19 protein-coding genes are annotated in these 19,525 nt (G+C 47.4%); 15 read left to right on the top strand and 4 right to left on the bottom strand.

Annotation, left to right across the window (positions count from 1 at the left end; genetic code table 11):
• Positions 1 to 10: 10 nt before the first annotated feature.
• From F4X55_04300 to F4X55_04275, 6 genes are all read left to right on the top strand, one after another.
• The gene (locus F4X55_04300) at positions 11 to 994 is read left to right on the top strand and encodes a hypothetical protein (protein ID MYC40218.1); all 984 of its coding nucleotides are present in this window, start codon (positions 11 to 13) and stop codon (positions 992 to 994) included.
• A gap of 329 nt (positions 995 to 1,323) precedes the next feature.
• Positions 1,324 to 1,983 (top strand): hypothetical protein, encoded by a 660-nt coding sequence (locus tag F4X55_04295; GenBank protein MYC40217.1) that lies wholly within the window; start codon positions 1,324 to 1,326, stop codon positions 1,981 to 1,983.
• A 31-nt stretch (positions 1,984 to 2,014) separates the two neighbouring features.
• Positions 2,015 to 2,431 carry a hypothetical protein gene (locus F4X55_04290; protein MYC40216.1) on the top strand — a complete coding sequence of 139 codons (417 nt, stop codon included), beginning with the start codon at positions 2,015 to 2,017 and terminating at the stop codon, positions 2,429 to 2,431.
• 166 nt (positions 2,432 to 2,597) lie between these two features.
• Entirely contained in the window at positions 2,598 to 2,975 is a 378-nt protein-coding gene (locus F4X55_04285) for a hypothetical protein (protein MYC40215.1), read from the top strand.
• Between the two features lie 247 nt (positions 2,976 to 3,222).
• Positions 3,223 to 3,525 (top strand): hypothetical protein, encoded by a 303-nt coding sequence (locus F4X55_04280; GenBank protein ID MYC40214.1) that lies wholly within the window; start codon positions 3,223 to 3,225, stop codon positions 3,523 to 3,525.
• 12 nt (positions 3,526 to 3,537) lie between these two features.
• On the top strand, positions 3,538 to 4,179 hold the full coding sequence (locus F4X55_04275) for a hypothetical protein (GenBank protein ID MYC40213.1): 642 nt from the start codon (positions 3,538 to 3,540) through the stop codon (positions 4,177 to 4,179).
• 474 nt (positions 4,180 to 4,653) lie between these two features.
• Here the strand turns inward: F4X55_04275 and F4X55_04270 are convergent, their stop codons facing one another.
• A complete protein-coding gene (locus tag F4X55_04270; protein ID MYC40212.1) occupies positions 4,654 to 5,406 on the bottom strand; it encodes a hypothetical protein in 753 nt (250 codons plus the stop codon).
• Positions 5,407 to 5,872: 466 nt separating this feature from the next.
• Between F4X55_04270 and F4X55_04265 the strand changes: the two genes are divergently transcribed.
• From F4X55_04265 to F4X55_04225, 9 genes are all read left to right on the top strand, one after another.
• Positions 5,873 to 6,493, top strand: coding sequence for a hypothetical protein (locus F4X55_04265; GenBank protein MYC40211.1), 621 nt, complete (start codon positions 5,873 to 5,875; stop codon positions 6,491 to 6,493).
• A gap of 1,539 nt (positions 6,494 to 8,032) precedes the next feature.
• On the top strand, positions 8,033 to 8,557 hold the full coding sequence (locus F4X55_04260; protein MYC40210.1) for a hypothetical protein: 525 nt from the start codon (positions 8,033 to 8,035) through the stop codon (positions 8,555 to 8,557).
• Positions 8,554 to 9,114, top strand: a complete 561-nt coding sequence (locus F4X55_04255; protein MYC40209.1) for a hypothetical protein — start codon at positions 8,554 to 8,556, stop codon at positions 9,112 to 9,114. The genes F4X55_04260 and F4X55_04255 overlap by 4 nt, the downstream gene beginning before the upstream one ends.
• Positions 9,115 to 9,311: 197 nt before the next feature.
• Complete coding sequence (locus tag F4X55_04250; protein ID MYC40208.1) at positions 9,312 to 9,602, top strand: hypothetical protein; 291 nt, start codon at positions 9,312 to 9,314, stop codon at positions 9,600 to 9,602.
• Positions 9,603 to 9,757: 155 nt separating this feature from the next.
• Positions 9,758 to 10,171, top strand: coding sequence for a hypothetical protein (locus F4X55_04245; GenBank protein ID MYC40207.1), 414 nt, complete (start codon positions 9,758 to 9,760; stop codon positions 10,169 to 10,171).
• A gap of 395 nt (positions 10,172 to 10,566) precedes the next feature.
• Positions 10,567 to 12,240: a hypothetical protein gene (locus F4X55_04240; protein ID MYC40206.1), complete on the top strand. Its 1,674-nt coding sequence runs from the start codon at positions 10,567 to 10,569 to the stop codon at positions 12,238 to 12,240.
• A 54-nt stretch (positions 12,241 to 12,294) separates the two neighbouring features.
• Complete coding sequence (locus F4X55_04235; protein MYC40205.1) at positions 12,295 to 12,636, top strand: hypothetical protein; 342 nt, start codon at positions 12,295 to 12,297, stop codon at positions 12,634 to 12,636.
• Between the two features lie 1,087 nt (positions 12,637 to 13,723).
• Positions 13,724 to 14,329, top strand: a complete 606-nt coding sequence (locus tag F4X55_04230) for a TIGR02391 family protein (protein MYC40204.1) — start codon at positions 13,724 to 13,726, stop codon at positions 14,327 to 14,329.
• A gap of 87 nt (positions 14,330 to 14,416) precedes the next feature.
• Positions 14,417 to 14,998 carry a hypothetical protein gene (locus F4X55_04225; GenBank protein MYC40203.1) on the top strand — a complete coding sequence of 194 codons (582 nt, stop codon included), beginning with the start codon at positions 14,417 to 14,419 and terminating at the stop codon, positions 14,996 to 14,998.
• A 34-nt stretch (positions 14,999 to 15,032) separates the two neighbouring features.
• Here the strand turns inward: F4X55_04225 and F4X55_04220 are convergent, their stop codons facing one another.
• The 3 genes from F4X55_04220 to F4X55_04210 form a co-directional block, all read right to left on the bottom strand.
• Complete coding sequence (locus F4X55_04220) at positions 15,033 to 15,395, bottom strand: transposase (GenBank protein MYC40202.1); 363 nt, start codon at positions 15,393 to 15,395, stop codon at positions 15,033 to 15,035.
• A gap of 265 nt (positions 15,396 to 15,660) precedes the next feature.
• Positions 15,661 to 16,992 carry a hypothetical protein gene (locus tag F4X55_04215; protein MYC40201.1) on the bottom strand — a complete coding sequence of 444 codons (1,332 nt, stop codon included), beginning with the start codon at positions 16,990 to 16,992 and terminating at the stop codon, positions 15,661 to 15,663.
• Positions 16,993 to 17,090: 98 nt separating this feature from the next.
• Positions 17,091 to 19,367 carry an N-6 DNA methylase gene (locus F4X55_04210; GenBank protein ID MYC40200.1) on the bottom strand — a complete coding sequence of 759 codons (2,277 nt, stop codon included), beginning with the start codon at positions 19,365 to 19,367 and terminating at the stop codon, positions 17,091 to 17,093.
• Positions 19,368 to 19,525: the final 158 nt, after the last annotated feature.

Here is a 19,525-nt window from a genome sequence, read left to right as displayed (position 1 = left end):
TAATTAAAATATGAATGACCTACGTACACGACTCCCGGAGTGCCCGCTTGAATACCAGGTCCCGCACATTCCGGCTTCACACACCGCACTCGTGATTGAGATCAACGCCGCCGACATCGAGTGGCAAGAGAAGATGCTTCCCTGGACACTCGCCGGGCTTATCAATAACACCGACATCGTGATGAAAGGCGTGCATCTCTATATCGCTTGTGAGGACGGCACCCAGGAACGCATCAGAACCGCACTCAAGAAGATCGATCTGCCACCCGGCACCCTCATCACGAAAGACCCCGAAAGCAATCAACCGCTCATCCTCTTTGGAAATTACGGACACAGGTACGATTCCGTCTGTCTCCTTGATGTTAACTATTGGGCGTTCCGTGGTATCGGTAAACGCCATGAAGCCGACATCAAACTCCCCTTCGGACACGTCCTACGACACACATGGAACTGGGCAGCCGCAAACTACAGCTTCAATTCCGCAAACAATATCTATTTAAAAGATACCTGGGTCGGTATGTCAAAACCCGTGCATCTCACCGGTGGCGATTCCCCAAAGCAACGGAAACGCATCGCAGGTGCACTCATAGAGGCTTCTAAACGCGCACACTATTTACACACTGCCAACACCGCCGTCTATGGCGAAGACTATAAAAAGCGGAACACAAACGTCGCCGCCTATTTCTTCAATGAAACCGAATCCAACTGGCACCTCGATGCCTCTATCCTGAAATATAGTGCCTCCGAAGTGAATAACTACTTCACGGAATGGGCACTTGAATGGAAACACCTCAGCACTGATGCACTCATCGCGCTCTGGTTGCTCAAGACCCAACAACACGCCCATAACCTCGCGGATTCTGTCATGATAGAGTCCAGTTATGCTCGCAAAGAATACCCCAGACTCTGCAACATGCAGTTCTCCAGTATAGAGCAATTCAACTACGCCATGCAGGAATTGATGGCCGCGCAGCTCAATATCGCGATGAATTGAACTGTAGCGCAAACTTTCCAGTTTGCGTCCTCTGATAAGGGAGGTTCCTTGTAGCGCAAACTTTTAGTTTGCGTCCTCTAGGTCGCCCAACCTATTTGCGCATTTATAGAACTCTCAATCGTAGTTTAGTGGGTGCTACGGATTGTAGAAGCAGGGGTTAAATTCCCGCCTAAAAGAAAGAAGGTTCGGCTCCCCCAGCGGTGCCTTGAGCGCGTATGCATGTGAGAAATCATAGGTAGTTTAAAGGGTAGAGGCGAGGTCACCTCGCCCGTACACTAACCCCGTCTACTTATGAGGAGAACGCTATAAAACCGCTGGACCCACATTTTATGATAGATTTAACACCTCAGCAAATCCTACACGTCCGATTACACGACGCTGGTTTCCGATATGCGAAATTACTCAGACAGAATGCCGGGCATCCCGATGGGGTCATCTATGTGATTCAGGGCATTTGGGGCGATGAGATCGCTAACATCGTTAAAAGCACGCAGGACACAGGATACGAGTTGCCAAAACACATCTTTGAAGGGAAACCAAACAACATGTCAAATCACCAAACGCAATCCCCCGATACGCTTAGCAACGAGGCAGCACCTATCGAGGAAAATCCTGAGTGTGAGACTCCCGATGCACTGGCGCGAAAAGTGGAACGTCTCGAACGCAGAACATCAACGCTTGAGCTGCTACTCAATGACATCATGATACACATAGATAACCCCTCTAAAAGTGAGAATCAATTTGCATCGAAACAAAAACCGAAACCGAAGCAGAAGATGAACGCTCCAGATATTAAAGAGAGGATCTTAGCGTATCTCAGCACAGAAACGACACCGAAGGGCACGCGTGTGATTGCACAAGCGATTCGATCAAAGTTTCAAGAGACAAAAATTGCGCTTCGCCAACTTCGGGATTCTCAAAAAATTATCTACATCGAAAATGAAGGATACCAACGAAAGGATCGGACAGGATGGCAAACGAGGACATAGAAACCAAACGCGCACGACACGCAGAAATTGGATGGCCCACATGAACGAAATCAAACTCCGAAACGAAAACAAATTCCGCACTCCCATCTACGGACGCAACTTCCAAGGCACGACCACCTGCGTCGGCGCGCTTTACCCCGAAGGCAACGTCCAAGTCTACTGGACCTGGAAATGGTTCGATTTTCAAAAGGATGCGGTGTTCAGACAGGGGTCTCGATACTGCGGGTTCCAATTCCAGAACATAGGACACCTCATCGGGATGTGGGATACCCGTGAGATTATCACTGGGCTGCCCTACGACTTCTCGCATCTCATCACGACACATTTCGCGGAGTTTTACAAAAAGCATCAAACAACCTTCGTCCTCTCCGAGAAAGAACGCGAGGCACTCGGTATTCCTGACGAGGAATACATCCACGCCAATAAAACCGTTTGGGGCGAAAAATAGCAGGATTCAGAAACTTAACTGAAAACTGACTCGTAGCGCAAACTTTCCAGTTTGCGTGCCTCTTTCGTAGCATAACCTGTTAGGTTGTGCATCTTGTAGCATAGGAAATCACAAGTCTCCTGTTCGTAGTCGTGCGATTCATTGCACGTTAAGGAAAGTTTAAAAGATGAAACACTATAAAGCAGACATCTCCGTCCGACGTGTCGGCATCACGACCGCACCGAAAATACCGCCCGACCATCCAAACGTCCGATTCTCAACCTGCCTTCACCGTGAAAGCTTTCCAGCAGCCGACATCACCGAAGCACGCCAGCGCGCCATCCATCTCGTCGAGAACCCAAGCATCCCCGAATTCACAGAATGCCTCGACTTCTACTTTGTGCCATTCAAAATCCTGGAGTGGCACGACTGGACAGATCCCATCGAACCCGAAGGCGAAACGCAGATCCATTCCTGCAGCAGCCATCCCTTCCTCGTCGGCGTTTTCAAATGGATCGTCACACTCCTCGTTTATGAAGTTGACGCGCCGGAAACCTACCGCTAAATCACAGTCTCCCCTCACAGTCTATCATAACTCACCACAGTCAATCACAGTTCAGACGCTTTCTCTTGAAATATATTGTTTTCTTATTGTAAATCGGCATCATGTCCTGCTGAATTCACGCCAGCGCGGACGATCGCATCAAGTATACTTATATGCATAGACCGTAGCCTGCAACAATCCGCAGACATACGGAATGGAACGAGAATATCCCAACCCTCCTGACCGAACCGCAAGGAAAATTAAAAAAATGGCACATACGATCCTACTCAGCACAGAAACGCGGACGCCTGATACCCAAATCCTCGGCAAAGACTGGGCGGGCGAATACCAACTCCTCTGCACAACCTATGCTTCAGACGCAGTCGTCCTGCAAGTACGACCCTGCGGCACGACGACCTGGAACACCGCCAAATTCAACGGTCGAGAGATCAAACTCACCGCAGCAGGGGATGTCCTTGATGTCAGGCTCGTCAGAGACTACGAGTACCGGCTCATGACCGCAAACGCTGGGGCGGAAGTCGTCATCGCAAAACATGACGTTCACGGATAGAAGGAAAAACAGATGATACAGGGTGGAATTGTCAGCGGGTATTACGGCAGCAGCGCATCTGTCGCTTTTGTGTACCTCAAAGGTCGAACAAACATCGGGAATCCTATTACGATAGGAATCTTGAAGAATCAAGATGACAGATTCATGGGCGGCGGTGTTCACCATCCGTTCGTTACGAAGGGGCAGGCTTACGCCATCGGCTTCTCTGGTCAGATTGATGAACACGAGTTCGGCGGCAATAGCATCCCACTCATATTCACCGACATCGTTGACGAAACCAACAGCGACATCACCGCAGTTGCCAACACACAACGCACCGAGAATGAAGTGATTCAATTCCCGGATGGACTCTACAACATCGACCTGCATTTCGATATCACCCTTCAAGGCGAAGCGGAAACCAGAACCCTCGAAGTCCAACTCCGTCAAATTATGGAGAATACAGACGATGTTATCGTTGATTTCGCACCCGGACAAGGCGGGTACGGTGCCGGGAACGGAGATATAACCGTCGACTTCCGGTTTGATTACTGGCGACCTAAACGTAACGCAAAATACTACTTCGCTGTCGTCGCGAAACGCGAAGCCTATCGACTCAAAGATTGGAGAACCCGAGGACTGGAAGGCTTTTTACAGATCGTCAAGCAAGACTAAAAGGGGTGAAAGAAAGGTCGCAGCACTCCTCGCCTACGAGGGTTCCGAACTCTCGCTCCTCACCATCGAACCGCAGAACGATAAGATTATCATCAACCGAAGCGGTATGTACGCCGCACAACAAGGTTTCCTGTTACTATGAAACTTTTCAACGACTGGTGGCAGCTCGAAAAAGCGAAACTCGCATTCATGGCGGAACACTATGGCATCTACCTCGTCCTCGGGATCGGTCTTATCTGCTTGTGTGTTTACGTCTATTTTTCCAAGGATGATGACAATGAACTATAGATATAAACGCGCCCAGCAACGCAATTGGGAGATTGATATCCAGCAGTGGTTCCGGCTTTTTATGGAGTTTCTCTGGAAATTACAGGATAAAAGATCATGAAAGGCACCGTTCATATAAAGAAAATATACATATCCAGCACGATATGTATAAAAATTCGGAAAAAGTATACATAGGAGAATGGTATCTTAGGTCTTTTTAAGAAGTGAGGCGATGTCTTTGTATTTGTGAACAGTCGAGGAAGGTATTCTAAGCCCTTTTGCAATACGGCGAAATGACCACCGCGCTCGCAAGAACAAATTTATTCTGATATGAAAGGCAAGGAGAGGCATTCCCAAACGTTTTTCAAATGCCTTCCCTTTTGTTTTGGATATTTTCCCACATGTTTTGGCAGAACGTGTTTTCCCTTTATTGGGTGAGGATTTCCCTTTTTGTGCTTCAGATATTCGCCGACGAGTTTCAGTGGTATGCTTTCTCCCTTTACCGGCTTCTCCGATTTTGAGGCGGGTTTCAGTGGTATGCTTTCTCCCTTTACCGGCTTCTCCGATTTTGAGGCGAGTTTCAGGAGAGTGCTTTTTACCAAAAAAACTATTTTTTTCTCCCTTACGGGTTTCAGAAAGTCTGCGTCGTTGTTCAGCAGAAAATCTATAGCCAAGTGTGCCCTCACCCCCATGTGTCAGGTTATAACCCAAAGGGGTAATGGTTTGATACTTCTTGATATACGCTATCTCAAGATCAGGCAAGAGTTCAGGGAAGATATTGTTCTCAAGGATTTCATACGTGAATGCGTCTCTACCATACTTTTTCACAGCGTTGGAAATGATACAGTTGCCATACCCCGAAAGATGGTTTCTTATTCTACCTTTTCCAGGCGGATGGATGGAGATGCCAATGTAAGATTTATCGTTGATAGTATTGGTGATTTTATAGATGTAGCCCATTGGAGTATCTCACTGTCTCACTTTTTAACCCCCGCTAAGTAGGTGGTGGACAACCTACCATGCGGTAGGTCTTAGCGTGTCCACCAGTGAGATTTAATTAGTATAACATTTTATGAGTTTTTTATCAAGTAAAAAACGGAGGCAAATGAAAGTTACTTTTCACGATATTACTATCAGATGCCCCAAGCACGGCAAAGTCCCCTACACCGCAACCTCCGATCCTGGCGGTGAGGTGATAACCCTGTACTGCCCGCGGTGTGAAGATGAAGTCCGTCAGCAGCATAAGCATCAAAATTCACCGTATCCACTCCAGGGTACATCACCCTCTCTGATTGAATCGTGCAACCGTGGCGACTGAGGATAACACACATCGACCGTCGGTCGACCGTAGTATCTCTTTGTAGCACAAACTTTCCAGTTTGTGCCTTCTATTAGGCATCGTTAATTAACGAAAGGAGCAACCCAAATGAAGAAAGTGAGAATATCTTGTGATGTGGCTCTGAAAGTGCGTCAACATCTCGACGCACACGCCCAGGAAAACGGTATCTCCAGAGCGAAATTCATTGAGACCGCCGTGGAAGACAAAATTGAAGGCTTCAACGTCCACAAAGAGAACAAGCGACTCACGCAGGCACACGCCCAGGCAGAACGGGACATCTTCGCCGAAGAACAGCGCGCCGCCAAACTCAAAGAGCAGCGCGACGGCTTGGCATCCGAGAAAGAGCAACTCACCGTCAAACACACCGATCGCATCAAAGAGATCGCCTCCGCCCTCGGTGTCCCCGACACGATCGGGCACATCAAGCAACGCATTGCCGAACTCAACGAGAAATGTGAGCAGCTGGAACGCGAGAAAACCGAACGCACCGAACAGCGTGACGAATTCGAGAGGCTCCTACACGCCGAAACAGATGCATACAATAAATGCTATGAACGCGCCGAATCGCTGAAAAATGAACGCAATCGCTTCAAAGCACAGGCGGAAGAAGTGAAATCCAAATTCGACACCTGTGAAGAGAAACTCACGCGCCTCCTGATGCGCAACTGGTGGGCCCGTCTCTGGAATAAACTGCCGTGGATAGCATGAAAAATCCCCTCCACTTCCGATACACGCACACATGTTACAATCGCGAGGGCGGAGTCATCGCGCACGACACCGGTACGCTTGAGGGGTATACTCTGAAATCCATCAAGCTCACCCTCGTGAAAAGATTTCGACTCCAGGGCACCGGTGGTAACTGGACCTGCCTCCCCAACGGCACTCACAAACGCTCACACAGAAGCACCGCCACCGGAGAACGCAGCACCCTTATTCTCGAACCCCTCTTGGAATAACCCACCCACACGCCCTGTCAGGTGCAGGAACGGTCGGCAGCGGGACTGCTTTTTCTCTCAGCGACGATCCGTTTGATTTCACCGCAGGCGTTTCACTGGCACTGTGGCAAAATAGAACCGCAAGGCGGGGAGTGTCAATAGCAAAGTTCCCCACACCTCCCGCTATTCTTGCGTTTCTTCGCATCCCGTGCCAATAGCAAAGCCCGCACAGAAGCGTTTGCCATGCGCCAATGCCCCGCGCTGCTCACATATCTCTCCAGAGAAGCCACCCGCGTCTATCCGCCCCGCACGTTCGTAGATACCCACACCTGCCACCTACTCACCCCAACGCCATCGGTCGCTTAACCGTTTTCGCTCCGATTCAAGGGATTGGTTCGGGTCAGCGTTCGCTGAATCGTGTTGGCAGAGCCATATCAAGCATTGTCTCTCGGCACTGTGTCTGTCGCCTGTGGGGGCGGTTTTCAAAAAGCGTTGGTCAAGTAAGTGTGTAGTTTGTGGCGGTTTTCGGTTCAGATTGGGCGGGGTCTGGGGCATTTGCGGTGGGTCGCGTTCGCTTGCATGGGCCTCTGGACTGCCCGCGCCGTTGTTGCGGGCAGGTTTTCGGTTCACTCGCGACTGGGTTTGGGAATCTGGCACGGAAAAAAGAAAAAACGTCAGAAATACGTCAACACCTGTAATCCTGCGCTGCTTACCGCGGCGCGCGTTTTCTCGCGATTTTGCCGCTAATTCCTCTCAATTTACATCATATCACAGAATAAAAAGAGTCGTTCTTCACGCTTTTTTTGTAAAAAAACATCAAAAATCGGTGAATTTGGCGATTTTTCCTAAAAAATTATGCATTTTAATTTGACATTTCCCTAAAAACCTGGTATAATATTAAGTAACAGTGTGAGGGGCGTTGCAGCGCCCCCCGAACCAAAAACCTAAGAACCAACTTTGGCTTGGCTTTTTTATTTTATCAGAAGCCTCGCCATAAAATCAAGAGGTTTCTCATGAAAGATCAGAATTCCCCTAATACCCCAACCGCTGAAATGCTTGCAGACGCATGGCGAAAGCATTACGCCTTCGGCACATGGCATTGGCACGATGGACAGTGGGTATGGCTCTCCCCAAACGGCAACGGCTATTCCCGATGCGGTTCACCGGTCCCGCCACCAGCACCCGACAAGATAAAGCCGTATCACCAGTTGCGCTGGTCACGGTGCAAAGTGTGTAACGCAATCAAACCCTGGGGCGGATGTGGAAGCAAAAGCATCAGCACCTACAACAACACGTGGTAAAGGGGAAACCGATGAAAAAATTGACAATCACGCTTTTCGGTGCAACAGGCACCCGCACCCTTGAAATCACACCGCGCGGCGGATTCCCAACTCGGCACGTCAAAGCACCCCGTGAAACCGGGTCTCCGTCCCTCTTTGAACCGGAAACCCCGCAAGAGGTTTCCCCTGCTGCCGATCGGACACCCAAACCCGATACGCCGCCAACGTCCACGACCGAGAAAAGCAGTGTTCCCTCTCCTGCGGAAGCACCGCCCACGCTCTTGGAAGTCATCCGGTTCATGCACGCCTCGGACAACCACAGCGGTTGGCTGATTCTCGACGAAATCCTTTTCGTCGCGACGACCCACTACAAAATGAAATTCAATCAGCAAACCCTGCTTGATGCCCTGCGGGAACTCTACACGCAAGGCGGGTTAGCATACCGGCTGAACGGCTTCGATCAACACACCTTCCAACTGATCGAAAATCAGGAACCCTCCCTGAAAATGCTACTCGCTGAAGTGGACACGCTGATGGGGAAAGGCGGTGTCGCATGAGAAGGAAACCACCGATGTTCATGTGGTACCGGCACAGACAGCGTGAACGGGAACACCAGATCAGAACCGCGTTCAACCTCAAATTCAATGACCAGCACTACGCCATCGCCACGCCAGAATTCTGGGACGCGTGGCGCGTCGACAAGAGCCGGACACTTTGTAAGCAATACGCCCCCGCAAAATACCCCGCTGACCAACTCGGACTGCCCGGTAAAAAACCCGTCTGGGTCGTTTTCGTGAGTCGTGCCGCGAAACAGGCGTTTGAAGCCAACCACGCTGCACCGGAAGCACGCGAAGCAGCAAACACCGACGGTAAGATTCAGGGGTTGGGGTGGCAATCGACACGCGTTAACACCGGTATGTTCCTCGACGATCGACACAGAACCTACCGCTCCCAACGCGCCCCCGTCGTCGCGTGGCTCAACTACAATCAGGGTCGCTATTCCGTCAACGTCGTTCACAGTGCTTTCAAACTGACGCGTCCGATCCCCGCCGCTATCACCGACCTCGGTGATGCAGTGGCTTGGGTCTATCAGAATTCGGTGTGGAGAGGGTGAACATCGTGATACTCAACTTTTACCTGCGCAAACACCCACCGAAAGGGGCAATGCGCACCGTGGAAAAACAGAACCTTGCGAACGTGCGCGCCTTGCTCAAAAAGCGGGGCGTGCCAAACGTCAGCAGATTGGACTACCACGAAGCGATCCAAACGCTTGCGAAACGAATAGCAGCAGAAGGAGAAAGACATTGAAATATGATTAAGCAGGTCTGGAACGATAAACTTAAATTTCATCTGCTCCGGCACTGGTACGGTGTGACGCTGGATGGGTATATCGTAGCCGTTTTTGAAAGCGAAGCGGAAGGCGAACACTTTCTAAAAGCTGTCCGGGTTCTCAATAGCAACGGAATCCCGCACGGGCTTGTGAATAGGCGGTGGATGGTCAAATCCGCTGAACTCGAAACCGTCCTCGGCATTGAAGAAATAGATGACTACATCTCGATAACGAGAGCGGCAAATCTCATCGCTGAAAGGAAAAACGCATGAAAAGGTTTCTCATTTTCATTCTCAAGATGGTAGCGTTTATCATTAGGACATTGATCACCATCTTCAAAAAGTATCCAAAGAACCACCGATATTAACCCGTAATCTAACCGCCGCGGTCCCCAGTGTCCGCGGCACAATCCAAGAAAGGAGACATTTTGAAACTCGCAAACCTCATTAGACTTCACGTCGCGGCGTTCCACTTCGCGAAGACACCCGACTGCACAGCACAGGTGTTAGCGCACGTGACGGACGTGAAAATCAAAACCGTTTATGGATGGGTGCGACGCCCCGAATGGCACGCCGCACTTGATGCCCTCCATTTCACAGGGACGCGCGCTTTCGCTCGCAAACCGACTCGCGATATTATCCGCGATGCCGGTGGGTTAGTCGAACAAGCGTTCGAGATATACAAGACAGCGCGCACGGACGGACACACCCCGAAAAAAGCCGTCACCGAAGTCGTCAACGCACTGGAACTCAACCGTCGTCGTATCAATACCTGGGCGAAACGCTACCAGTGGGAGTCCGCTCTACAGACCGGCAACCACGAAGGCGAACCGAGACAGTAGGGGTGTTTTTGATAGGGTATTTCCCCTAAGTTTCCCAACCCGTACAGAGAAAGGGCAGTGCGCCAACACCGCCCATGACAACAAACCAACCCTAACGCCAATTAAGGAGGAGTGCGCCATTTGCAATTATACTGCAAGCGGCGCGTAAAGTCAAAAATGCGTAAACTTCAAGTCAAACGCAGCAGTTTCTTGATTGAACCTGCCAACCGATCGATCCAAACATTCGTAGGGGCGAGGTCGCCTCGCCCGTCCACCTGTAGAGGCGAGGTCACCTCGCTCCTGCTTGAAACTCTTGGCGAGATTCTCAGCATCCTCTCGATCTTCATTATCGGCTGGATCGCTTATGTAGTTTTATAGAAAAGGAGACGGGGCAGGCGACTGTCCCCTATAATGCAATGATGGAAACTATGTGGATCAAACCCGCCGCGATTGAAGATGTTTGGGTCGTCAATAACCGGAAAGAGAACCCTGGACATATTGAGAGCCTCGCGGAATCCATGCGCCAAAACGGTTACCTGCGCAAATACCCGGTCATCGTTTTCAAGGCAGCGAACATCCCTGTTGAAACCGATAAGCCCTATCTCATGGCGTGTGGACACCACCGCAGGAAAGCCGCAATTGCAGCAGAGATAGACCGCATTTTCGCGGAAGTCCACGACGGCACCGAAGAAGAATGGATCGAGATGATGTCGCTGGACAACTTCCAGTTTGACGTTGCCTCGAACCCCGGCATCGGCTTGGCGTTCACCGAGCAGGAGCGCCGCTCCGCCTGTACCCAACTCCTGCTCCTGCCGAAATACCTGCGGAAAACCAGCGTTTCATTGGCGAATTCATGGAAAGTCTCTGAAGGCACCGTCCGCCGCTGGCGTAAGGAGGCGGAATCGTTAATTGACGAAGGGATGTCCGCAGTGCAGGAATTAGGTGTTTCACCGGATCGGTTTGAACGATTGAAGGAAGTCATTGCCGATCCGCATCGTGAGAACGAGGCGGGCGAAACCGTTGCTGTCCGTCAGAAACCGAAGGAACTGACAAACGAGGAACGCTTTGAACTTTGGCAGGAGATCAAAACCGCTGCCCTCTTCGACCAACGTTCAGACGGCACCCGTTACCTGGATCGGAACGGTTTCCAGTTTGAAACCTTCAGGGCGTATGTCTGTCAACGGTATAACATCCAAGACAGCGACATACCCCATAAACTCAAAAGGGGACAACTCCAAAATATCTATAACTGGATAGCAGGCGAGGACCCAGAGGTGATCGCTCGGTGTAAGGAACTCCAGCGTCAAACCGACCTCATCAGTAGAGCCCGTCAGCAGTGCGCTCACTTACACGATGAGGTCATCCGTGCCTTTGATGAGAATCTGAGTCCCACGCCCGGCAATACCTACTCACCTGCCCGTAAGGCGTGTCTCAAGGAATTCCAAAAGGTTGTCAAGCAACGGTTTGACGGCTTCGATTTCGACGATCGACACAGCGCAACGACAGAAGACGCGCTTATGAGCGTCCAGCAGACATTTTCCGACATCTGTGCAGATATTGAAATGAAAGAAGAGTGGGTGCTGACCTTCAAAGCGAAGTTTTCCGATAAAGCCCGGCAGGACCGCAAGGCACTGGAACAGGCATGGGCAGATGCCCGCAAGGAGATGTTCACTGCGCTTTCCGAATACCCGCGCAATGTCAGCGAAGTTGCGTTCTGCAACCGGTTTGATGAACGGTTCGGTCACCCCAGCGATAGGACCCGCGAGTTCACCGAACCTACGCCCGCGATTACCGATGAAACCCTGACCGCAGACATCCGTCATTTCAAGGCTGCCACCGCAGACATTCACGCAGATACCGAGTGGATGCAAGCGATGCCGGAGCCACTGCGAATAATTGACGCGCTCAGACTCACAGAACGCATCACAGAACTCGTTATCAAGGTGGAGGGAGGCCGTCGAGAAATCCGTATCGCTGAATTCAATGCCGAGACCGTCGCAGAATGGATACCCGCGGATATGCAGGCGGAACTCATCAAAATCGCTGATCAGTTCATCTATTCGGATAATCGGTTCACCAACTCCGATTAGCAATCGATAACTATTAACAAGGAGACGGGGGCGAGCAATCGCTCCCGGAATATCATGAGAATCAGAAACTTGACCAACACCGGTATCATCCTGGCACTGGGCACCGAACGGCTATACCTCGAACCGACGCGTGAGCCTGCGATCGTGCGATGGACGCAAAAAATGACCGGAGACCACCTACACATCGAGTTCGGCGCGTCCTACCAATGTTTGCAGGTCCCTATCCTCAAGGACATTGCACACGTCGAGGGGGTACCCGATCCAGAGCCTGGTATCATCTTCCTCGTAGATCAGCATGTTTTTGATAACTACGATCGCCCGGACGTTTTCACTTACAACGACGAGAAAGACGATGGCAACGGAAACGTGATTATTGGGTATTTGGTCGGGAAATAAAAAGGTTAGCAGCCAAAAGGACAGATTTTCCTGCCACATCGGAGGGCCACCACACGATGCGAATGTGCGTATAGCCTGTGATTCTGGGCATCCCCAAGAAAAATTTGACAAAGCCTTTAAAATGTGTTATAATGCAAGTAACATAAAGGTGGCGTAGGCGATTCCAAACGCTTACGCCACCAACGATCTACAAACCGTCTCATAAATAGGTGATTTTGCCGAATCGTATTTATGAGAGAGGTTCTAAGCAATAAGGAGAGGCAAGGCGACGCGCTTTTGCTTCTAAGGGCATTGTTGTATCAGATTTAATGCCTAAATCGGCTTCCTGACTTCCTGATCCGATAGGTATGCCCACGTGCTCAGCTTGCACTCCTATAGTGAGAGTTACTCCCCTGGCGGGGGCAGTACTTTAAACTGTCCTCATTTGTTAGCTTTAATAGCTTAACCAGGACCGTTAATGTTACTCTCGATAATAATTATAACACTAATTCGACTAGATGTCAAATTAAAAATCGAATTAGATCTAGTTAACCGGTTAAGTGCATATATAATCCGCGATTAATTCGCGTAACCCGCTACGGTTAACCTCGCGGTGGGCCATCAACCATCAATTTTAGCTTTAGCGCGGGGTCCACTCTGTAAATCAGGTGATATTATCGAGATATAAAAAACATTGACGGTCATTTTAACCACTTTTTCACTCAAGTTGGGCAGACAGGACACTCGAGGTGTCGTTTGCCCAATAAAAGTTGGAGGAAACAATGCTTTACAACAAATTCAAGAAAAGAAACGGCTTTAACGACCCGAAATCTATAACCTATCCGACTCATTGTCGCTACTGTGGCGAGAAGGTGTTTTACTACAAGAAAGAACATCCCTCAGGCCGGAAATCTAAAGTTTTCTTTGAGAAACTGGGCAAACCGTGGCCAAGACACTTCTGCCACAAGTTCTTGAACACAGACAAGGGAAATATTTTAGATTCATAACCCTGGAAACGTACTGCCATCGGAAATTGAGACAGTGCCCCAAATTTCCGATGGCAGTACAGAAACACTTTCAACTCAAACCCTATGATAGAGGAAAGTAAATGAGTAATGAAAAAAGAGCGATAATTGCTCAAGTTCATACAAACAAATATTCCACTACAGAAGACGATGAAATTCGATCGCTTTGGTGGTCTGCATGGAGCATCAAAAACGGTGAAACAGTTCGTTGGCAACATATAAATCTTCCAGGTGGGTCATTTCATCAAAAAATATCTGTTCCATATGGTGATACGTCAACTGAAACTCCTAAAGTTTTAGAAGCTAAGCTGATACCTAATCACCCTATATTACAACAAAAGGTTTTACCTATTTTTTTTCAAGGTGATTACGATACTGCTGTTTTTCAGGCATTCAAACAGGTTGAAATCGCCGTCCGAGAGGCAGGAGGCTATGAGGCAACAGACTACGGAACTGACCTAATGCGTAAGGCGTTCCATGTCGACAGAGGTAAGTTAACTGACTTAAATCAACCCCCCACAGAAAGACAAGCACGATCAGACCTGTTTGCAGGTGGGATCGGGGCATATAAAAACCCCAGTAGTCACCGAAATGCAGAATTTACCGCGGAAGAAGCAGTTGAAGTGATAATTTTGGCAGGACATCTTCTTCGGATAGTTGATTTCCGTAATCAGCCTGAGGTGAGTTAGCGTAAATGCAGGTTTTGCCATGAATCACTACAATATTATTAGTTGTGAACCACAAACCAAATCTGAAAAGGAGTAATAATAGTGGATATGGAAAAATTGGTTTCGGAAGAATTACCAAAGGTAATTGCTACCCAAACGGCTAAATTGACTTTTAACTACCTTATGAGGTGTGTAAAAGAGCGTGTTGAACGTAGTGTGAAGTTGATGTCAAAATATATGGACGAAAAAGTCGCTCAAGGCGACACATGGAGAAATGATTGGTTCGCTGAAAATGAAGTATCTAATCGTCACATTCCACTTCAATTATTGGAGAAAACCATAAAAGAGATTATCAACGACTCTCAGGAAAGAAAAAGTGTGCACATTGCTAAATTCTGGGTAAATGTTTGTGGTACATCTAATTCTAATATAGATGAAGCAACTGCTTTTTCATATTTTAAAGTAATAGAGTCATTATCGTGGAGACAATTATGTATAATCAGACTTATAGTGCTATGCAGAAATCAGGCAGTAGATCTTCGTCATATATCTGGTGAGGATGTAGAACAAATGCCTCAGGATGAGCAGGCACGTTTTTATTTTATTAGCAGAGAGTACGAAGAATTGATGGATAATCACTACATTGAATCGGCATCCATTATGAGATCTTCAGAAAGCAATGACATGTAGTGCCAACGTTTATTCAGACCACAATTTCGCAAAGTTAAGAGAAGGTTTGTCTTTGAAATTCCATAGGTGTCAGATCCCCTAACGCCGAATGCGGGCGTTTTTGGTGATACACCTGTGTGATAAAATGACCGATACGATCTCTCGCTTCATGGATGTTCTGATAGTCGTTGAGATGAACTTCTGCCTCCTTGAGAGTTCGGATGAGGCGTTCAGCATAACCATTCTCCCAAGGACGGTCTCCTCTGTGTGCTAATGAAACCTCAATCCCATGACACCTGAGAGTCGAGATATAAGCACTTGAAAGATACTGCACGCCTTGATCAGAGTGGTGGATCTCTGGAACGCTTTGGAAACCCAACGCTTCTTGGAGCGGTTTGAGCATCAGAGATTGGTTCAAGTGCTAACTCAGAGGTTCTCCAGGCTTTGATCATTCGGGTGAAGACATCCATGAGCAGAGCGACATAGATGATGTGAACTTTCGCCGCTAAGTGCCTCAAGAACGACAATCTTGGTTTAGAGAGTGGCCCGAATTTCCGGTGGCAGTACAAAAATTCTGTTCAACCTACTCTCCTTCTACCAGTCCCATCAATCTATTGCTAAAACCTTCAATTGCGGTTTTAGATACACCATTCACCCAAGAAGGGATATGATCCAAAATATCCTTACGCTTCCGACAGTAGAATCCGCTCGACTCTCTCTTTCGCTTCTTCCACAATGGCATCGCCTTCTTGTTGTAAACGTTTTGCATAGCCGCGAATTTCGGTAATATGGTTGACAATTTCAGTCTGTTTTTCTTCGTCAGGCATTATTATCTTTAATCTCCTCACAACACCTTTTGTTATCCCAGTAACTGTACCTCCGGTTATCTCTCTTTGTATTTGTAACTGACCAAGACACGAATTCAAAAAGTTAAGCAGGTAGACAGGGTTTACATTATCCCTTGTTCTCAGTAAGAACAGATGCTCATTTATATTCTGTCCTATATGTGTTGGATTACTGACGATTCCAATTTTTCCGGTAGTCGCGCCATCTTTTACTAAAAGGAGATCATTCAGTTGCGTTTCTGTTTTGTTATGTAGATAATGGAATTCCCATGGAACGTATCTCGGCGTGCTGACTTCTATCTCGCACTGATTATTTATATGTTCACCACCGAAACTTAAAACGCCAGATTCTATATTGGCAACTCCGCCTTCTGGACGCATTCCGCTTCCTATTAACTGCAACAAACCAATAAGACTTTCTACATTATCTAAGCCGTTTAATAGATTTTGCAAAACTTTATAGTGTTCTTGATAGTAGAAGGAATCAATACGCCTGCCCGCTGTTTCACCAGTATAAACTACAAAACACCTTTTTTCTTCAGTGATTGGTATCTCAACGCCCAACTCTGCCAGCATATAGTCATCAATTGAATCTAAAATTGCGTCCGCCTCCTGATCCTTCTGCTTTTTTGCCGTATAAGCGGCTTGCATAATCTCAATGATGTCATTTTGGATGCTCAGTGCTGGCAGGATAACTTTGAGGGAACGCAAGGCTTTATAATCAAGTGCGGGGCGAGTTCCACCCGTTATTTCTCGAATTGACAAAGATCGACCTAAAGTTGAATTAAGAAAAGCAGCTATGTAACGTGGGCTAGTGATGTTTGCAAATTGGGAGTTGAGTTGAAACCGAACAGAATGCTGGTTTATATTTCCCTCAAAGTTATCAGGTATAACTGCAACACTTCCGATGCGTCCTGTTATTGTAAATGCCAAATCGTCCTTTTTAAGTTTAGACCGTCTGAGCATACTGTTATGTACTTCTGTCGTGATAAATTTTGCATCACTCAGATCAATTCCATATTCCGTAACATTTTGGACTCTTAAAAACGGTACACCAGAGGCATCTGTATAGTAATTTTCATCAACCTTTGGTGTGGCTCCACTGGAAAGGTCCCTTATTAAGGTTCCCAAATTCATCACATCAAATTGAACCTTTCCCACCGTTTGCATAATAGCCTTAAATTTTGGTTGGTAATAGTAGGAATCAATCCGCTGATTAATTGTTTCGCCCCGATAGGTGAGGAAAATTTGGTTTTCCCTATCAGGGCTTACCCGAAAAAATCCAGGACTTCCGTGCTTATGAACCTTCGATATTCCTCGTAGATCATGTCAAGGTCGTTAACACTGTCCTTTCGTCCTGTTGCGTCATAGCCGATACGCTCAGCTACTGCCATAAAGATGGGATGATTGGCGTTTTCTTGCACCCACTCGCGGATATCTTCCCCATTTTTATCTGCCAACTCCTCTTTTATGGTGTCAATCTTTTCCTTGTATTCCGCTTTGATTTCGCTTTCCCATTCTGAGTCAGCAGCCGCTTTAAATTCCGTCTTGTATTCCTTCTCCAGCACATCGAGATCTTTTTTTTGTGTCTTAAGTTGCGCATTTGCCGATTTCTTGTGGATAAGTTCAAATTCTGATGAATCTTTGAGTGGTGTGTCCCGAACAAACCGCTCGCGCAAACGTAAAAACTTTTGTGTTGGGCTTTTTCCCAATTTACGATTCAGGTCTTCAATGTTATCCAAAATCCCTCGAAATTGGGGCTGATAGAGATCTGTCACTGCGACTTGCGCGGGACAGCCCCGCTCACCAATAACCTTGCTCTTCTCATCCTCAAGTTCTTCAACCCGTGGGATATAAACTGCCTCATTCTCCCCTGTGATCCGGTTTATATTGGCTTGATAGAGGCTATATTCCGTTTCCGAAAACTTTTGGAGCAATAGAATAGAGGGTTTCACACCTGCCTCATAATACTTGAAAGCAAACCGTGGCAGCGAAACAACAGCGAGAATTTTGAACCGCTGTTCAATATAATCCCGGACATATTGCAAAGACGAATTGTTTAGAATCCCATCAGGCAAGATAATTGCGAGTTTACCTGTTTCCCACTTGAGAAAATCAAAGCAGCGTTCAAGAAATAGAATTTCTGTCTTTTGAGAATTTCTCCGTTTTCCGAGTTCGTAATCATCAAGATAATCTGATTCTTCCTTTTTGACCACAGCACCAAAGGGCGGATTGGTAAGGATTATATCAAATTCCTCTTTTTCAAAATCTCTGTGCTGGTCATGAATTTTATTAAAGCCGATGAGGGCATCGCTACCAATGACATTACTATGTCCATCATCATGGAGGATCATATTCATTTTGGCCACGCGAGCGATTGCATCATTCACTTCAATCCCAAACAACTTATCTCTGGCGAAATCGTGCCAGTGAGAACGGTGTTCATGGCTTTCTTCATCGTAAAATTCGGATGCCTGTCTCTGGATGTGCTCCATCGCATATAACAAAAAACCCCCCGATCCACACGCGGGGTCAAGAATTCGTTCCTCATGGTGCGGTTCAATCATTTTGATTATGAACTCAACTAACTCACGTGGTGTGAAATATTGTCCCATATCACCCCTGAAATAACTTCCTAAGAACCGCTCGAATGCAAGTCCTTTCACGTCCAACTCAGTTGCGTTGAGGTTAATGCCTTGCAAGTGATTAACGACTGAAAAGACCGTTCTGTCATCAATATCAATTTCTCTCGTAAAGACTTCTGGGTCTTGCGCTTTTGCTTCCTGATACAATACTTTAATCCGATCCGCAACCGAATTCGGAGTTTCATGCGTTTTAATCTGGAAATTGTAAGGATTACCGGCCCGCCTCGGTTTTTTTTCATCTCGAAGTTTGATAAATAAAATCTTAGAAAGTTCATCAAACGCCTCGGCTGGGGCAAGTTGCCCTGAATTCCGAAGTGTATTGTGGCATTTATCAAGAACACGGATAAGATCTCTCCGTCCAACTGCTTGTATATCCCAATCTTCATCATCTTTTTTATACCGCCACTCCTGGATCTTACCATATCTGACCGGAATATCCGCGATGACATTCTGATCCCTTTCTCCTTGTGCAAAATCTTTGACATTAAAAAAACGTCGCGTATTGCCTGCAATAACAGCCGTATATTCTCCACGTAAAGCGTTACAGTTACCAAAAGCCTGGTCAACTGCCTGGCTGAATTCTGCTTCAGAAGTTTCGTCTTTTTTGCACTCAACGACAATGAACGGATCTTTCTTGTCATTATCTCGGAAAACCACAACGTCAGCGAAAACGTACGGAGTTCGCCCTGGAACAGACACTTCCAGATCAATCCTATTTTCAGGATATTGATACCGCTCAATCAACTCAACATAGTACCGCGCTCGGACCTGTTCCTCAGGGTCAGTAAATTTATATTTCTTATCGGGAGCAACATAGTGAATTGTTGTCCCTTCGTTAAAGATCTTAATATAACCTTTCTGCTCTCCGATCTGGAGGAAATCTATTTGTTTGTTACTCATTTGGAAAACTTGCTCCTATAATAAAATTGACAATTATCAGAAGTCTTAACAGCAATTTCTTTTATTTTTGAATCTTCATCATTAGTTTTAGGACTTACGCAGCAGCGATTTATATCGCAGAGGATTTCAGTTGTTGACAAAGGTATTCAGAAAGTAAT

It is taken from the genome of Candidatus Dadabacteria bacterium, from assembly GCA_009840385.1.
GTDB classification, from domain to species: Bacteria; Desulfobacterota_D; UBA1144; order Nemesobacterales; family Nemesobacteraceae; genus Nemesobacter; species Nemesobacter australis.
The sequence above is the reverse complement of the archived record's forward strand: the minus strand, read 5'-3'. Positions and strand labels throughout refer to the sequence as shown.

Bases quoted from the DNA above. Each gene is read 5' to 3' on its own strand.
- F4X55_04300 (MYC40218.1), top strand. From the start codon at position 11: ATGAATGACCTACGTACACGACTCCCGGAGTGCCCGCTTGAATACCAG.
- F4X55_04295 (MYC40217.1), top strand. From the start codon at position 1,324: ATGATAGATTTAACACCTCAGCAAATCCTACACGTCCGATTACACGAC.
- F4X55_04290 (MYC40216.1), top strand. From the start codon at position 2,015: ATGGCCCACATGAACGAAATCAAACTCCGAAACGAAAACAAATTCCGC.
- F4X55_04285 (MYC40215.1), top strand. From the start codon at position 2,598: ATGAAACACTATAAAGCAGACATCTCCGTCCGACGTGTCGGCATCACG.
- F4X55_04280 (MYC40214.1), top strand. From the start codon at position 3,223: ATGGCACATACGATCCTACTCAGCACAGAAACGCGGACGCCTGATACC.
- F4X55_04275 (MYC40213.1), top strand. From the start codon at position 3,538: ATGATACAGGGTGGAATTGTCAGCGGGTATTACGGCAGCAGCGCATCT.
- F4X55_04270 (MYC40212.1), bottom strand. From the start codon at position 5,406: ATGGGCTACATCTATAAAATCACCAATACTATCAACGATAAATCTTAC.
- F4X55_04265 (MYC40211.1), top strand. From the start codon at position 5,873: ATGAAGAAAGTGAGAATATCTTGTGATGTGGCTCTGAAAGTGCGTCAA.
- F4X55_04260 (MYC40210.1), top strand. From the start codon at position 8,033: ATGAAAAAATTGACAATCACGCTTTTCGGTGCAACAGGCACCCGCACC.
- F4X55_04255 (MYC40209.1), top strand. From the start codon at position 8,554: ATGAGAAGGAAACCACCGATGTTCATGTGGTACCGGCACAGACAGCGT.
- F4X55_04250 (MYC40208.1), top strand. From the start codon at position 9,312: ATGATTAAGCAGGTCTGGAACGATAAACTTAAATTTCATCTGCTCCGG.
- F4X55_04240 (MYC40206.1), top strand. From the start codon at position 10,567: ATGATGGAAACTATGTGGATCAAACCCGCCGCGATTGAAGATGTTTGG.
- F4X55_04235 (MYC40205.1), top strand. From the start codon at position 12,295: ATGAGAATCAGAAACTTGACCAACACCGGTATCATCCTGGCACTGGGC.
- F4X55_04230 (MYC40204.1), top strand. From the start codon at position 13,724: ATGAGTAATGAAAAAAGAGCGATAATTGCTCAAGTTCATACAAACAAA.
- F4X55_04225 (MYC40203.1), top strand. From the start codon at position 14,417: ATGGAAAAATTGGTTTCGGAAGAATTACCAAAGGTAATTGCTACCCAA.
- F4X55_04215 (MYC40201.1), bottom strand. From the start codon at position 16,992: ATGCAAACGGTGGGAAAGGTTCAATTTGATGTGATGAATTTGGGAACC.
- F4X55_04210 (MYC40200.1), bottom strand. From the start codon at position 19,367: ATGAGTAACAAACAAATAGATTTCCTCCAGATCGGAGAGCAGAAAGGT.